The sequence below is a fragment of the Coleofasciculus sp. F4-SAH-05 genome (assembly GCF_040222985.1).
In the GTDB taxonomy this organism is placed as follows: domain Bacteria; phylum Cyanobacteriota; class Cyanobacteriia; order Cyanobacteriales; family Coleofasciculaceae; genus Coleofasciculus; species Coleofasciculus chthonoplastes.
The window spans coordinates 62,318-77,168 of record NZ_JAVKBY010000127.1 but is presented as its reverse complement, the minus strand read 5'-3'; the positions used below and the strand labels follow the sequence as shown (position 1 = coordinate 77,168).

Annotated in this window: 16 protein-coding genes and 2 pseudogenes; 12 read left to right on the top strand and 6 right to left on the bottom strand. The window is 45.4% G+C overall.

Annotated features, from left to right (window positions below; translation table 11 throughout):
- The first annotated feature begins 153 nt into the window (after positions 1-153).
- The gene (locus tag RIG27_RS15610) at positions 154-1,041 is read left to right on the top strand and encodes an ABC transporter ATP-binding protein (protein WP_446346617.1); all 888 of its coding nucleotides are present in this window, start codon (positions 154-156) and stop codon (positions 1,039-1,041) included.
- Between the two features lie 262 nt (positions 1,042-1,303).
- Here RIG27_RS15610 and recR read toward each other — a convergent pair.
- Both recR and RIG27_RS15600 read right to left on the bottom strand, forming a co-directional pair.
- A pseudogene (gene recR, locus RIG27_RS15605) lies at positions 1,304-1,894 on the bottom strand (recombination mediator RecR); the annotation flags it as partial.
- Positions 1,895-2,034: 140 nt separating this feature from the next.
- A pseudogene (locus RIG27_RS15600) lies at positions 2,035-2,325 on the bottom strand (Uma2 family endonuclease); the annotation flags it as partial.
- Between the two features lie 223 nt (positions 2,326-2,548).
- Between RIG27_RS15600 and RIG27_RS15595 the strand changes: the two are divergent.
- The 4 genes from RIG27_RS15595 (at position 2,549) to RIG27_RS15580 (ending at position 6,554) form a co-directional block, all read left to right on the top strand.
- The gene (locus tag RIG27_RS15595) at positions 2,549-3,832 is read left to right on the top strand and encodes a valine--pyruvate transaminase (protein WP_446346615.1); all 1,284 of its coding nucleotides are present in this window, start codon (positions 2,549-2,551) and stop codon (positions 3,830-3,832) included.
- Between the two features lie 145 nt (positions 3,833-3,977).
- Positions 3,978-5,282, top strand: a complete 1,305-nt coding sequence (locus tag RIG27_RS15590) for a glutamate-cysteine ligase family protein (RefSeq protein WP_446346587.1) — start codon at positions 3,978-3,980, stop codon at positions 5,280-5,282.
- A 378-nt stretch (positions 5,283-5,660) separates the two neighbouring features.
- Complete coding sequence (locus RIG27_RS15585; protein ID WP_446346585.1) at positions 5,661-5,957, top strand: hypothetical protein; 297 nt, start codon at positions 5,661-5,663, stop codon at positions 5,955-5,957.
- Between the two features lie 87 nt (positions 5,958-6,044).
- On the top strand, positions 6,045-6,554 hold the full coding sequence (locus RIG27_RS15580) for a hypothetical protein (protein WP_446346583.1): 510 nt from the start codon (positions 6,045-6,047) through the stop codon (positions 6,552-6,554).
- Positions 6,555-6,797: 243 nt separating this feature from the next.
- On the opposite strand, the gene RIG27_RS15575 is transcribed toward RIG27_RS15580, so the two are convergent.
- Together RIG27_RS15575 and RIG27_RS15570 are read right to left on the bottom strand one after the other, a co-directional pair.
- A complete protein-coding gene (locus tag RIG27_RS15575) occupies positions 6,798-7,370 on the bottom strand; it encodes a hypothetical protein (protein WP_446346581.1) in 573 nt (190 codons plus the stop codon).
- A gap of 19 nt (positions 7,371-7,389) precedes the next feature.
- A complete protein-coding gene (locus RIG27_RS15570) occupies positions 7,390-8,613 on the bottom strand; it encodes an ImmA/IrrE family metallo-endopeptidase (protein WP_446346579.1) in 1,224 nt (407 codons plus the stop codon).
- A 233-nt stretch (positions 8,614-8,846) separates the two neighbouring features.
- Here RIG27_RS15570 and RIG27_RS15565 point away from each other — a divergent pair, with 233 nt between their 5' ends.
- The gene (locus RIG27_RS15565; RefSeq protein WP_446346577.1) at positions 8,847-9,194 is read left to right on the top strand and encodes a hypothetical protein; all 348 of its coding nucleotides are present in this window, start codon (positions 8,847-8,849) and stop codon (positions 9,192-9,194) included.
- On the top strand, positions 9,187-9,588 hold the full coding sequence (locus RIG27_RS15560) for a hypothetical protein (RefSeq protein WP_446346575.1): 402 nt from the start codon (positions 9,187-9,189) through the stop codon (positions 9,586-9,588). The genes RIG27_RS15565 and RIG27_RS15560 overlap by 8 nt, the downstream gene beginning before the upstream one ends.
- Positions 9,589-9,775: 187 nt before the next feature.
- Here RIG27_RS15560 and RIG27_RS15555 read toward each other — a convergent pair whose 3' ends face one another.
- The gene (locus RIG27_RS15555) at positions 9,776-10,642 is read right to left on the bottom strand and encodes a shikimate dehydrogenase (RefSeq protein WP_446346573.1); all 867 of its coding nucleotides are present in this window, start codon (positions 10,640-10,642) and stop codon (positions 9,776-9,778) included.
- A 70-nt stretch (positions 10,643-10,712) separates the two neighbouring features.
- On the opposite strand from RIG27_RS15555, the gene RIG27_RS15550 reads away from it, so the two are divergent.
- From RIG27_RS15550 to RIG27_RS15535, 4 genes are all read left to right on the top strand, one after another.
- Complete coding sequence (locus RIG27_RS15550; protein WP_446346571.1) at positions 10,713-11,561, top strand: hypothetical protein; 849 nt, start codon at positions 10,713-10,715, stop codon at positions 11,559-11,561.
- A gap of 1 nt (position 11,562) precedes the next feature.
- Complete coding sequence (locus RIG27_RS15545) at positions 11,563-11,694, top strand: hypothetical protein (protein ID WP_446346569.1); 132 nt, start codon at positions 11,563-11,565, stop codon at positions 11,692-11,694.
- The gene (locus RIG27_RS15540) at positions 11,675-11,869 is read left to right on the top strand and encodes a hypothetical protein (protein WP_446346567.1); all 195 of its coding nucleotides are present in this window, start codon (positions 11,675-11,677) and stop codon (positions 11,867-11,869) included. Before RIG27_RS15545 ends, RIG27_RS15540 begins: the two co-directional genes overlap by 20 nt.
- Positions 11,870-11,967: 98 nt before the next feature.
- Positions 11,968-12,564 (top strand): hypothetical protein, encoded by a 597-nt coding sequence (locus RIG27_RS15535; protein ID WP_446346565.1) that lies wholly within the window; start codon positions 11,968-11,970, stop codon positions 12,562-12,564.
- A gap of 122 nt (positions 12,565-12,686) precedes the next feature.
- On the opposite strand, the gene RIG27_RS15530 is transcribed toward RIG27_RS15535, so the two are convergent.
- Entirely contained in the window at positions 12,687-13,802 is a 1,116-nt protein-coding gene (locus tag RIG27_RS15530; RefSeq protein WP_446346563.1) for a metal ABC transporter substrate-binding protein, read from the bottom strand.
- A gap of 93 nt (positions 13,803-13,895) precedes the next feature.
- Here RIG27_RS15530 and RIG27_RS15525 point away from each other — a divergent pair, with 93 nt between their 5' ends.
- Positions 13,896-14,687, top strand: coding sequence for a metal ABC transporter ATP-binding protein (locus RIG27_RS15525; RefSeq protein ID WP_446346561.1), 792 nt, complete (start codon positions 13,896-13,898; stop codon positions 14,685-14,687).
- Positions 14,688-14,851: the final 164 nt, after the last annotated feature.

Sequence of the window (14,851 nt, the reverse complement as noted above, 5' to 3'; positions counted from 1 at the left end):
CAGCCCCTCTCCCACCAGGGTAGAGGGGAGTAGGTTTGTAGTAAGGGCTTTAGCCTTTGACAATTTTGGCAACCTCCCATTTGGGATTTTTTAACTTTCAATTAGTCCGTGTCAGAAACTCATAAAATTGTCCTATTTTATGTATTAGTCATTGTGCTGCATATCGAAAACCTCTGTAAATCTTACGGCAATCGCCCGGTTCTACAAAATCTCACCCTACATATTCCCCCCGGAGAAATTTACGGATTACTTGGACCCAATGGTGCAGGAAAAACAACCACAATTAATACTATCTGTAACTTACTCAACGCCGACAGTGGCACAATCTCAATTAATCACCAACCCGTCTCCGACGCCACCAAAACCCTAATCGGAATTGCCCCCCAGGAAAACTTACTCTATAAAACATTAACCTGTGCCGAAAACCTACATTTTTTTGCCCGCATCTATGGCTTAAGCAAGCGACAACGAAAGCAACAAGTCCACGCCTGTTTAGACGCCGTTAACCTATGCGATCGCGGTACCTGTCCAGTCGAAACCTTAAGTGGGGGAATGCAGCGACGCTTAAATATAGCCGTCGCCCTGGTTCATCAGCCAAAACTGGTAATTTTAGACGAACCCACAACGGGTTTAGATATCGAAGCCCGATATGAAGTTTGGGACTTGATTCGTCGTCTCCAACGTCAAGGATTAACAATTTTGTTAACTACTCATTTACTAGACGAAGCCGAACGCCTGTGTCAGCGGATTGGCATTCTCAAAGGGGGACAAATTGTCGCCGAAGGGAGTTTAGATACCCTGCGCCAAAGGATTCCCGCCCAAGAGATTGTGATCATCCAGACACAAGAAGAAGAACGTGCGATCGCGCGGGCGACAAAGCTAGGTTTCACCCATCGGCGCTACGGGAATGATTTAGCTTTTTGGTTACCCGAAGCTTTGGATTTAAAAGAAATAATTGAGCAATTTGAGGGCATTTCCCTAGATTCAATTACGCGCCAACCTGTACGCTTAGAGCATATTTATATCGAAGTTACTCGATAAAGGATTGTGGAAGGCAAAGGGCAGAATGAAAGGAGTTTCGCTATACATAGGGCACGGCAATGCCGTGCCCCTACCCAATCAATTATCCCTTCGGTTGTGGTAGGGGCACGATACCATCGTGCCCTAATCTAGCTTCATGGAGAATTGGCATTAGACGAACATGATATAAATTCTGAATACCCTATTTCTTAACAAATGACGAATGACAAATGACGAATGACAAATGACAAATGACAAATAACAAATGACAAATGACAAATAACTAATCCAACTCCCGCCGCCCTTCCAACGCCCGTGCTAATGTCACCTCATCTGCATATTCCAAATCCCCACCCATGGGTAAGCCAAAAGCAATCCGAGTCACCTTCGTAAACGGTTTCAACAGTTGACCAATATACAGCGTTGTCGTCTCCCCTTCCACACTCGAACCAATCGCTAAAATCACCTCTTGAATCTTCTGCTGGCTAACGCGGCGCACCAGTTGTTCAATATGCAATTGTTCGGGTCCAATTCCATCCATGGGAGAAATCACACCACCGAGAACATGATAATTTCCCCGATACTCCCGTGTTTTCTCCAACGCAATCACATCACGGGAATCCGCCACCACACAAAGCGTCGTTTTATCCCGATTCGGGTTACGACAGATATCACAAACCGATTCCGCCGACAGGTGAAAGCAAACCTGACACAAGCCAACCTGCTTTTTCGCCTCAATTAAAGCCTGCGCCAGGGCTTTGACTTCATCCTCTGAGCGCTTAATAATATGTAATGCCAATCGTTGAGCAGTCTTGGGACCGACTCCAGGTAAGCGTTGTAGTTGCTCGATCAGTCGAGCGAGGGGACGTGTGTAAGCCGTGGTTGTTCTCCCAGTCTATGCATTTACCTTACCTATAGTACGCCAAGGCTAAGGTGACTTGATCAAGTCTGACGTTTCACGGCATCTGGCTGAATGAAAGTGAGGAAGGTGGGGAACAGTAATGGTTTGAAATTTTACACGGATGACGATTTAATGGCTTGGCGAAACGCTTTTGCTGCTTCCAACCGAGACGTTTGAGCCATCAACACACAACGGGTGAGCAGATCAATACTTAGCGTTGCCAGTTCGGCAATTTCACTGCGGGTAATTTTTTCGTACTGATTATTCCGTAGGCGATAGAGGCTAAATAAACCGTCTTGCCAAAACCAGACTTCTGGCACTCCTAATGCCTGATATCGCTTCAGTTTGTTTGTATCACCACTGGTGACTACAACTTCAATAACGAGATCAGGAATGGGTATAGATTTTGCGGTGAAATTGGGCGCATGCCATGCGCCCCTACAATTCTAATCAACCAATTAAGGTGTGCCACGCCAGTACGCTCTTCAGTTGAGAAAAGAGCGAAGAATTGGGAGAGTCGGGTTGGGAAATTTGCGGTTAAATAAATACAGTCCCCAGCGAATCAGCAAATTTGACTCAATTCGCGGCAAAGTAAGTTAACCTCTGTAACAAGAGCGATCGCGCATGATGGAACCGTCTCTCACTCAATTCGGTACTCAGATGTCCAACCTGACGGGCGTCCGGGCTATTATGAAGGATATTATTGAAACGTTACGATTAGGTCAGGGACAGGAGTTTATTAACCTCAGTGCCGGAAATCCGGTAATATTGCCAGAGGTGGAACAACTGTGGCGAGACTGTACCGCCCAACTCTTGGCAAGTCCCGAATACGGAGAAGTGGTTTGCCGTTATGGGTCATCTCAAGGATACCAGCCCTTGATTGACGCGATCGCACGGGATTTTAATCAGCGTTATGGCTTGAGACTGACTGAACGGAATATCTTAATTACTCCCGGTTCTCAATCCATTTACTTCTACGGCGCAAATGCCTTTGGCGGCTATACCCAAGCCGGGGAATTAAAACAAATTGTTCTCCCCCTGAGTCCCGATTATACCGGGTACGGTGGCGTCAGCTTAACCCCAGAAGCACTAATCGCCTACAAACCCAGCCTAGAGATTGACGAAGCAGCACATCGCTATAAATATCGTCCCGACTTCAGCCAATTGAAAATTACCCAAGATACAGGATGTGTCATATTTTCTCGTCCCTGTAATCCCACAGGTAACGTTCTCAGTGATAACGAGGTGCGAAAAATTGCAGAACTCGCCGCACCTAATAATGTACCAGTATTCATTGACTCCGCTTATGCACCCCCATTTCCGGCATTAAATTTCACCGAAATGACACCAATTTTTGGTGATAATATTATCCATTGCCTGAGTTTATCCAAAGCCGGATTACCCGGAGAACGGATTGGCGTCGCTATTGGTGATCCGAACCTGATTGGTATCTTGGAATCTTTCCAGACGAATCTGTGCATCCATTCCTCCCGCTACGGACAAGCCATTGCAGCACGGGCGATTGATTCTGGCGCATTAGCTGAGATTTCTGTTAATGTGATTCGTCCTTATTATCAACACAAGTTTGCCGTCTTAGAAACAGCGCTGAACCAATTTATGCCCAAGGAGTTACCTTGGTTTTTACATCGAGGTGAAGGCGCGATTTTTGCCTGGTTGTGGTTAAAAGATTTACCGATAACCGATTGGGACTTTTATCAACACTTAAAGCAGGTGGGGGTAATCGTCGTTCCCGGAAATACCTTTTTTCCTGGATTACGGGAAGAGTGGGAACACAAGCATCAGTGCATTCGGATTAGTCTCACCGCCAGCGATCGCGAATTAGAAACCGCCATACAACGGTTAGTTCAGGTGACACAACAGGTGTATCAGCAAGCCGTAGTGGAGGTTTGATTGTGAGGAAAGTAGGGGCGGGTTTAGGGTATGTCGCGGCAGTTATTGATAATAACCTATGTGCCGATACCCAAGATCCCCCACTTCTTAGAGAAGTCGGGGATCTGACTGGAAACCGCTATAATACTAAGCAACCGTTAATACTATGAAACTAGGTAAACGTCGCATCGGTTTAGAACAAGAATTTTTCCTCGTAGACGAAAGGGGAAAATTTTCCAATCATGCCGATGAATTCTTACAAAATTGTCGCCAAGAAGCCGAAGCTATTGGCTTAAATCCCGATTACTTTATGCCGGAATGGGTGAAGGGAATGATCGAAATTAATACCCCTCCCGCTTATACGCCCACAGAATTAGCCAAAGCCTATCTTAAAAATTTACAACTGGCATTACAGGTGGGGGAAAAGATGCATTTGCGGCTTTATCCCCTATCCAGCTATCCCTTACATTTAATTCCCGTCATTCGAGATAAATTGAACTATCATGTCCAGGTTCGCACTGTTGGCTATGACCGATTTTTGAATGCGGGTAAATGTACGGGTACTCATATCCATTTAGAAGTACCGCCAGGAGTAATTGATTCCCGCGTCGGCGTTTCTTACAACAGCAGCGCCGCTGAACACGAAGAACTCATTAATATTTATAATTTAGCAACAGCATTAGATGCCGCCCTCATCGCCTTGGGACGCGCCTGTCCCTTTTATGAAGGAGAAGCCACGGGACTTGCTTATCACATTGTCCGCTATCGGGGAAGTGACAGATTTGGCTGGGAAGGCGTTTATACTCACTTACAATCTGTCGGCGGTTTAATGCCCTATGCCGATTCTGTGGAACAGTTAGTGGAGTTGCAATTTGAACGCTATTATGCATGGCTAGCCGCGATGGATAATGCTGGAGTTGAGCGAAAGTTGTTTACTGAGGGCGGCGGAAATTTACTGAAATCAGGTTGGAATCCGGTGCGACTGAATGCATTAGGAACAGTGGAATTGCGGGGAATTGATAGTAATTATCCAGACGTGATTTTCACAATTCTGAGATTAGTTTACAATGCAGCTAGGCGAGTCAGGCAGGAAGGAATAACAGTTAGACCTGCTCAAGGCGTTCATACCTTTGAGTTACGGGGTAATTGGCTAGTTGTGCCAGAGTTTGACTATCTCAATGGTGAATTATTATTTGCGGCTGTGACGGAAGGGGTGAAGAGTTCTAAGGTTACGGCTTATCTGGATTCTATTTTAGAGTTTGCCATTCAAGATGGTAGTGAGGAAATTAATTACCTGGAAAAGTTGAAATCAGATTGGGGTGAATATCAAACAACAGAGGCGGAAATTTTACAAGAGTTTGTTCCCGCAGGCGCTCATCTGAAGAAGGAAGAAGGGTTGCGGTTAGTCCGTGAAGCGTGCGATGAGTTAGAAGCCCAGGTTTCATCGTTTTCGCAAAAGTATTCTTTTTAGGTTACATCTGTTTCAGTTTTAGAGAGGAGGCGATTGAAATCGCGGCTACACAAACATAGGCGAAGCCTTCCCGAAGGGTAGTCCGCCTGCGCGGACTAGGTTATAACGAGGGTCACGTTCCCCGGATTTGGTATTAGTCCATTTTAATGGACTTGAGCTCTAAGCCAAGAACTTGAGTTCTTGGCTTGTTTTAGCTTCAATTGAACCGTCAAATCTATTCCGCCACCCTCTTGGATATCGGCTGTACAATTCTCCCTAAAAGAAATAACGGATCAGTTTCGCGGCGTAAATTACTGATCTCAAACTGGGTGTGACACTCCTGATCCCCAAACGTAATGATGAGAGTAGTAGATGTAGCCAAGTGTCTTGAGAATTGTCATGAAAAGTACCACATTAGAACGTTCAAAGGGACGCTTAAGTTCAGCATCAAACCCGATAAAGCGGTTAACCCAAGGAGACTTCACGCAGCGGTTTGGTCGTTTCCTCATCTGTCGGAGAATATATAGTCTTCTCCAAGCTAGGCGACAGCGCCTAAATCCCGATTTCTATAAAAAACGCCTGAAGATTGCTTCCGATTCAATGTTTGACAGTGTTTCCCTAGATAAATGTGTCCAACAACTCCGTCATGAAGGAGTAGGATTTGGTCTTTATTTATCGCCGTCAATGGTAAAATAAATCTATCAATATGCCATTCAAACACCTTGTATTGAACCTGAGTCTGACGACGAGTTTTTCATCGAAGAGGTAATTAGAAAGGGTCGAATGCGAGGTGAGCATCCAGTGTTGCGTGCCTTGGTGCGTGATGCAATGGATTGCGAAGCCATTCAAAAAATTACCCAAGATCCGCTGCTGTTGCAAATCGTTAAGAACTATCTGGGGTATTGGCCCAATCAAATTACCCAGCATCTGACTTGGAGTTTAGTTTCAGATCTGTCCGAGCCGGAAATTAGACAGAGTTATCCACCCACAAATTTTCACTATGATATCGCTGGGTACAACTTCATGACAGCCTATTTTTATATCACCGATGTGAAGGCTGATTCTGGCGCTCACGTTATGATCAAAGGCTCTCATAAGAAAAAGCCACTTTACATGACTTTTTCTGCGGGTCGCCAGTCGGACAAGACGGTGCTTAATTATTACGGGCAAGACAATCAACTGATCATTGAAGGAGAAAGTGGATTTGGTTTTGTTCAAGATCCTTCCTGCATTCACCGAGTCATTTCTCCAGTTAAAGCAGATAGACTACTGCTGCAAATCCGGTATTCTTAGACCGTAGTGGACTGACACAGTTAAAATGCTGGAATAGGTTGGGTTCGTAGTAGGGGCTTTAGCCCTCTCCAGCTAGGCGGAGAGAGAACTAAAGTTCTCACTACAAACAACGTCCTATTTTAGTTGGGTCACGGCAGTAGTGGACTGACACAGTTAAAATTGTGGTATAGTTGGGTTCGTAGTAGGGGCTTTAGCCCCTAATTGCATGGGTTTTCAAAAACAATGTATTTGGATTACAGAATCTCATTCCTCTAAAGCGTCTGGATCAGTCAAAGCAGCTTGCCACCAACTTAGTAAAGGATGGTTTTTACGTGGTAAATACCGTCCCTTGACCCGAATTGCCCTGAGTGCATCACGTAGTACTGAAGCATCAAGAGATACTTTCTCTGACCAATGCTTGATTATCTCTGGAGTTGATATAATTTGAAGCTGGGAGATCTCCCGTTGAATAAACGAGATTGCCTTCTTATCGTCAGTTGCTATTGCCCATCCTCGGTGAACCGCGATCGCACAGCAGGCAGATTCTCCATCATCGCCTAGTTCAAAAACATAGTTGACAAATGATGTCTCCTCTGCTTCTGATTTAAAGTCCACCACAATAACTAAACCCTGGGCAATAGCAGCCTCGAACTGAGTCGCTCCCTCGTTCTCTTCATTCTCAAGGCGTTGCAGTGTCCTCAATTCACGCTCTAGCACAACTTGGGGAACTGCAACTTGAGCCGGAATAGCCTGCAAAATTTCCAAAAGATGACCTGATGCACTAAAGTTTAAGATGCAGCAGGCGTCAAGAAGAATGTGGGAGTGATCAATTTGCATACGTTAAGCTAACCTTCCATCATTCCTGCCCTTGGCGTAAATCCAAATCAGTCGCTTCCTCCACCATTCCACTGGAATACTCTCGCAACACTTCGGCAATGCGACGGGCTTCAAGGCGATCAACATGAAGAAAATCAGCGAAACGCCCTTCAGTAATCAACCCCTGATCAAATGCTTCAATGGCAAGATGTTGGTAATGGACTGGCATCCTATCAGTACGTTGGGGGATTTCTTTTAGCCCTGAGCGAAGCCGAAGGGCTAAGCCAAGTTCCTCCTGTACTTTTCTGACTTTCAATCCGCGATCGCTCAATCGATCCCATGTTCCAGATGGCAGCAGTTCCATCTCCTCTAACCGATAAATCAGCGCTTGCACAGATACGCCGTAGTAATGAGCCAACGTAAATAAATTGGTGGGAGTAAACTTACCATTGGCGCGGTACATATCGTTAAATCGTTTAAGTAAACCACTCGTTGGCATCAGGAAATACTTGGGGAAGGCTTCGGCAAGTCGTTCACTTTCTGGCATTCTCTTGTACTGTCCCTCAAAATCAAGTACAGGCTTGCGTCGATGAGCAAGAAAATGAAGATATCCATGAGCTAATGACCAACGTCGCCGTTCTTCGGGGTGATGAGCATTAATTGCCATGCAGCCACCCCGTTGCTCGTCGTAACTATAGATTTCTGAGTATTTTGGTGGCATTTTTAAGTAAAAGATACGGAGTCCTACACTCTGCTCTAAGATGTCTCGAAGCAGAGGAATGGGACCATCTCCAAGACCGAGGCGTTGACGTTCTTCAACGGCAATACTCTCCGCCGCCCGCTCTATAGGCATACCACTCAGATGGTACTCACGAGGATAGTTTCGCGGGAGTGGTGCATCCATAATTTCTTCAAGTTCCAGATAATTCTGGCACAACTCCTCTAGGAGTTGAATGACAGGTTCAATCTGTGACTCTTCCACTTCATTCCGTCGGTAGGCAGCTCGGAATTGAACCTCCAACGGTTGGATCACGGGACGGGGGCGCACAAAGTCGCTGACGGCTCGTCCGTAAGCACGGGCAAGTTTGATCAATTCATTGGGCTTAAGACGGCGCTCTCCTTTCTCAATCGCAACCATCGTTGTACGCGCTGCATCGATGACTTTAGCCGCATCCGCTTGGGTCATGCCACATTGATTACGTGCTTGTTGAAGGAGTTCCCCCAATCTCTGGGTATCAATTTTGTCAAGGATGTTGTTCGTCATGGCAAGAGTCCCTCAACGGTGTGGAGTGACAGATTTGATGAAGTTAGAACATTAATATAACAATGTCAATCATTAAGTTGCATTTTGGGTTTATAATGTCAGGTTTTGGCGGTGGCAATTAACGGCGGATCAACCTAGGAGCGCGATCGCTCTTTCAAGGCATTCACAATATAATGATTTGCAGCAAGTTTTACTTGAGTCGGAGAAAGTAGCAGAGATATGAGTGAGCAATAATGCCAGAAGACGAGTCTATCTCCGATCCATTTTGGGAAAATCTTCTCGAAGGATATACTGAAGCCGAAGCCGCAGAAATTCAACAGTATTTGAATGAGTGGGATGCTTCTACCTATATCAGTGTAGCTCAGAGTATCTTAGACCACGCTGATCGAAAAGGTCTTGAACCGTTAAAATTTCTCCGAAAAGCCCATAATTTTAATCAGAAAGGAGCCATTAGGATTCCGAAAACAGGATATCGTTGGGATGCTTCAGCCGTATATCGCAAAGGAAATGAATATCTGATTGTTAGACCTGACCAATTTGGTACTGAAAAAATTGTCACCTATGGAGTTAACGATGAGTGAAGCTGTTTTAAATGAGAAAGAAGCAACGAAAACTCATATTGTACATTTGTTAGATGAGATAAAATTAGCCTATCAGAATACTCAAAGAGAGCGAAAAGAAATTGTGGATAATTTTCGTCCATCTAATGAAGAGTTTTCTCTGTTAGAGGAAATTGAACTGTTAACGGTCACTCTCCGGGGCTATGCCAATCAAATTCAGGCGCAAGGGTGGATTATAAATGAAACCCAGGTAATTGAGCAATTGCGAGAAATGCGAGTTTTGAGAATACCTGTTATCGTCCAGTTTTACTTTGACAGTAATGGAAAGTATGAGCAAATGAAGGGTTATATTAGAATGTTGGATTACTTGCGTTTACTGATTCTGGAATATTTGCAGTATGAGCAGGTCAATTAAAATTTCGGCAAAGTTTATCAACGTTGACTCCTATTCTATGCACCTATGTTCAGGACGGGTTTATTCAATTGAGGTCTTTTAAATTGCTCCCCTCTCCTTGCAGGAGAGGGGTTGGGGGAGAGGTCATCTTTAGCTGTTTGTAGTAAACGATGCGAACACTTGAGGCGAAGACAGCGCAACTACGAGCCTACAAACCTAATTTCTGCTGTAAGGATTCTCGCATGAGCTTAACGGGTGGTGTTTGTTTTAACCAAATCTGTAACGCGGCTGCACCTTGTTGGACTAACATTTCTAAGCCGTCAATGGGAATCACGCCTTGTTGTTTGGCTTGTTGGAGAAATTTGGTGGGATTGGGGGTGTAGATTAAATCATAGGCGATCGCACCTTTGGGTAATCTCTGTATTATTTCTTCATCGATAGGAGATTCATTGACATGAGGATGCATCCCCACAGGCGTTGTATTCACCAGTAAATCGGCTTGTTGTAGTAATTGTGGCATTTCCTCCCAGGGATAAGCCTGGAGAATTGGAGATAAGGGAGTATTTGCCCAACTTTGCTGAAACTGACTTAACTTATAGGGATTACGACCCACAACCCAAATCTCAGGACAACCCAACTGCATACACCCGACGACAACAGCGCGTGCTGCACCACCATAGCCTAATACTACCGCCTTGGTGTGATGCCAATCTCGCTGATATTGGTTCAGGGGGGCGATAAACCCTAAGACATCGGTATTTGTTCCACTCCAGCCTTTATCAGTACGCCAAACGGTGTTCACCGCACCCACCAGTTGGGCGATATCGGATACCTCGGCTAAGAGAGGGATAATGGCTTGCTTATGGGGAATCGTGATATTAAAGCCTTGCAACCCTATCGCCGCAAACCCCGCCACGGCGACATCTAAATCCTCTGGTTTAACGGGGAGAGGGAGATAGACATAATCCACACCCAACTGTGCGATCGCGCGATTGTGCATAATTGGTGATAGAGAATGCTCCACCGGATGACCAATTACGCCTAAGAGTTTGGTTGTCCCTGTAATCTGTTGCATTGTGCTATTTTAGCAAGGCATGGGATGAGCTGAATCCCTAATGAATCGCTCAATTCAATAATTTTCTGATATGCTGCGAAAATTTATTATCCTTTTCATGTCTTTGGCATTGTGTCTAACCACCCTAGCCTGTGGTTCGCCTTCCGTCGCCCAAAGCCCAAATCAGACGGTCAATGTTACCTCAAATGCCCAGCAGTTCAGTGATGGGAAATACCCCGTTCAACAAGCCACCTACGATGATGTTAGTGGTGAATATAGCCTGATATTGCTGAATACACCACCCGGTACACCCCCTGTCTTGCGTAGTCCAGATTTGCGATTAGCCCGTCTAACCGATGAGGAACTAGCAGCGGGTGAAAAGACTTATTTGCAAATCGAAAATAGTCAAGCCGATATGCACTTAAGTGAAGACTTTCGGATTGAATATGTCCATAATGTTACCGAAACTCAAACCAATCCGCAAACCGGTCAATCGGAAACCGTAATCGTGCGGCGGGAATCCAATTTTTGGACACCATTTGCAGGCGCTATGGCGGGTCAAGCTTTAGGGAGTTTATTATTTCGACCCAGCTACTATGTACCGCCGATTTATCACGGTGGAATTATGACCGGATATGGTGGATATGGAAGCACCTACTCTCAAGCGGTAGACCAATATCAAGCCCGTCATAATCAACCGCCACCTGCGGTAAAAAATCGTCAAACATTCCGCAGTACCGGTCAATTAAGACGCTCATCGAATACATCACCAACGGCTCGTAAAAATCGCCAAAAAGCTAATCGGGCGACAGGTTCAGGTTTCGGTTCGAGTAATTTGCGCCGTTCTAATAAATCCAGTTCGACACGGATGAATCGTTCCGGTAGTTTTGGTAGCAGTTTTGGCAGCAGTCGGCGTTCGATGGGAAGAAGACGGCGTTAAATTGTCATTCGTCATTCGTCATTCGTCATTCGTCATTCGTCTTATGTCATTCGTCATTCGTCTTATGTCATTCGTCATTCGTCTTATGTCATTCGTCATTCGTCTTATGTCTTATGTCTTATGTCTTATGTAGGGGCGGGTTTAGGAAATCAATTCAGCTAGTCACCGATAACGGAACAACAAAACCCGCCCTCCCCACCGATAACGGAACAACAAAACCCGCCCTCCCCACCAACAAGGGAACAACAAAACCCGCCCTCCCCACCAACAAGGGAACAACAAAACCCGCCCTCCCCACCGATAAATGAACAACAAAACCCGCCCTCCCCACCGATAAATGAACAACAAAACCCGCCCTCCCCACCAATAACGGAACAACAAAACCTGTCCTTATAACTATTCAGCTATGCCCTATAGTGAATTTACTACTATTAGTAAAGTCAAAGAAGCGTTTAATTTAACCACAGCCGAAGGGATTCACTTTTTACCAGATATTGAACCCATTCAACCGTCCCCAACCCTGACATCCTTTTTAGAAGAAAGTTTACCCTTAGCGGCATCGGCTAGTGAAAAAGCGCGTTCGGAAGGCATTATTTACCCAGTTTTGCTGGAAGTTCGGCGCATCCTGCAACGGCGGGTCAGCTTATTTTCCGGGGAGGATTTCACCGTTGATGAATCACTTGGACTCAATGGACGGTGTGATTTTCTCTTGAGTCGTTCCGAGGAACTTCTAGAAATTGAAGCACCAGTCTTGATTATTATCGAGGCAAAAAAAGCAGATTTGAGAACAGGATTTGGGCAATGTATTGCTGAAATGGTGGCAGCACAGCGATTTAATCAGGCAAAACAAACACCTATTTCCACGATTTATGGGGCAGTTAGTAGTGGCACTCAATGGCGATTCCTTAAGCTAGAAGAACAAACCGTAACCATTGATTTGATTGATTATCCTCTGCCACCTGTGGAGCCAATTTTAGGGTTTTTGGTGTGGATGATGCAGTAAGCTGGGGGAGTTCAGTTATTGGTGAGGTAGGGCGGGTTTTGTTGTTCAGTTATTAATGACAAGCAAGTTTAGTGTCTAAACCCGCCCCTACATAAGACATAATACGATATCCACCGTTAACATTAATTGCCCCCGTTTAAAAATGCTTGATAATCGCCTCCCAACGCTTCGACAATAGTACGGGTATTAGTAATCAGCATTTTCACATAAGTATCCGCTTCAGTTCCAGGTGCGCCTAGGGAATCGGAATAGAGTTCGGATGGGGCTAATTTAACCCCCGCTTCTTCCGCAACGGTTTTAATTAAAGCCGGGTTAATCGTGGTTTCGGCAAAAATAGCGGGAACTCCGGCTTCTTCCACGGCATCGGATAGGGTTTTCACAGTTTGGGCGCTGGGTTGTTCTTCGGTGCTAATTCCTATCAGCGTGCCAATCACTTCTAATCCATAAGCTTGAGCATAATATTGAAAGGCGTCATGGGTGGTGACAAGTTTACGCTGATTCTCAGGGATGGTTTGAATTTGCTGGGTAATCCAGGTATCAACTTTTTCTAATTCAGCCGTGAGTTGGGCTGCGTTGGCGGTAAATTCGTCTTCGTCTTCCGGTGACAGTTCAATTAAGCGATCGCGTATGGCATTGACCATTTTAATCCCACGCTCTGCATCTCCCCAAACATGAGGATCAGGTTCCGTTTCTCCCTGATATTCAAAGTCTAAAGGGGTGACAACTTCGCCAACGGCAAAGGTTTTGGCTTTTATCCCGGCTGATTGCATGAGTTTAATCAGTGCGGGTTCTAAGTTATACCCGTTGTAGAGAATCAAATCGGCTTGTTCTAAGGCAATGGTATCGGCGGGTACGGGTTCGTAAACGTGCGGATCAGCACCAGGTTCCAGGATTCCGGTTAATTCGATCTCATCTCCCCCAACTTGTTCTGTCCAGTCGGCAATAATGGTACTTGTAGCCACAACGTTAGGTTTGTCCTCTGCATCGGTTCCTGAGAGATTCGGATTAGTCGCCTCGCAGCCACTCAGCCAAAGTCCCAGCATCACCCCAGCCAGAATCTTCCATCGGGAAATTTTCGAGAAATTAATTCTACCCTTTCCCCCAACAAGGGCGGGTTTAGTGTAGAGACGCGCCATGGCGCGTCTGTACAAGGGGGTAACCTTATCAGTCAAACCCGCCCCTACACCTGTATACCCCTGCAACTGAGTTCTACCCTGCGAGTGAGTCATTCCGGTCATCAAGTTTATATAGTTGTTTTCATATTGTTTTCATTTTTGAGGATACAATATTTTCATACTTGTTTCATTTTCTGGAGTCTCCCCGGTTTAATCATGTCAACAGTTATCTTTACGCGAAACGATCGCACTCCCAAAAACCCCACCATTACCCACCAGGAACCCATACGGATTGGACATCTCAGCGTGCAGTATCGCTTTGTGGAGGCGCTAAAAGATATCACCTGTCAGATTCAACCGGGGCGACTGACGGGAATTATTGGTCCCAATGGCGCGGGAAAAAGTACGCTGATCAAAGCGATGCTAGGGTTAGTGCAGACAAGCTGTGGTACGGCGATGTATCAGGGGAAACCGATGATGGATCAGTTAAACAGGATAGCTTATGTACCTCAGCGATCGCAGATTGATTGGACATACCCAGCAACCGTATGGGATGTGGTATTGATGGGGCGGATACGCAAGACAGGATGGTTTCGGCGTTTCTCCACCGCATCCCGACGCATCGCCGCCCAATCGTTAGCGCGGGTAGGGATGAGTGAATTTCGCGATCGCCCCATCGGGCAATTATCCGGGGGACAACAGCAGCGCGTTTTTCTCGCCAAAGCATTAGCTGAAGAAGCAGATATTTTCTGTTTTGATGAACCCATGGCGGGAATTGATAAAAAAACCGAAGCCGTTATTTTTGAGATTCTTCACGAATTAGCCGATTCCGGGAAAACCGTGTTAGTGGTTCACCATGATTTAGGGGAAGCCATTACCAATTTTGATGATTTAATTTTATTGAATCGGGAATTAATCGCCTCAGGTTCCCGCCAACAGGTAATGCAGGCAAATAATGTACAACGGGCGTATGGGGGTCAAGTCGTATTTTTCTCAGACGCCGCTTAATGTTTGAATTGTGTAGGGGCGGGTTTAGGGATTAAAATTGATTGTTTTTGTTAACGTTTCTACAAAACCCGCCCTGGCTAACGTTTGAGATATTTAATATAAGACAAATGACAAATGACAAATGACAAATGACCAATGACCAATGACAAATGACAAATGACAAA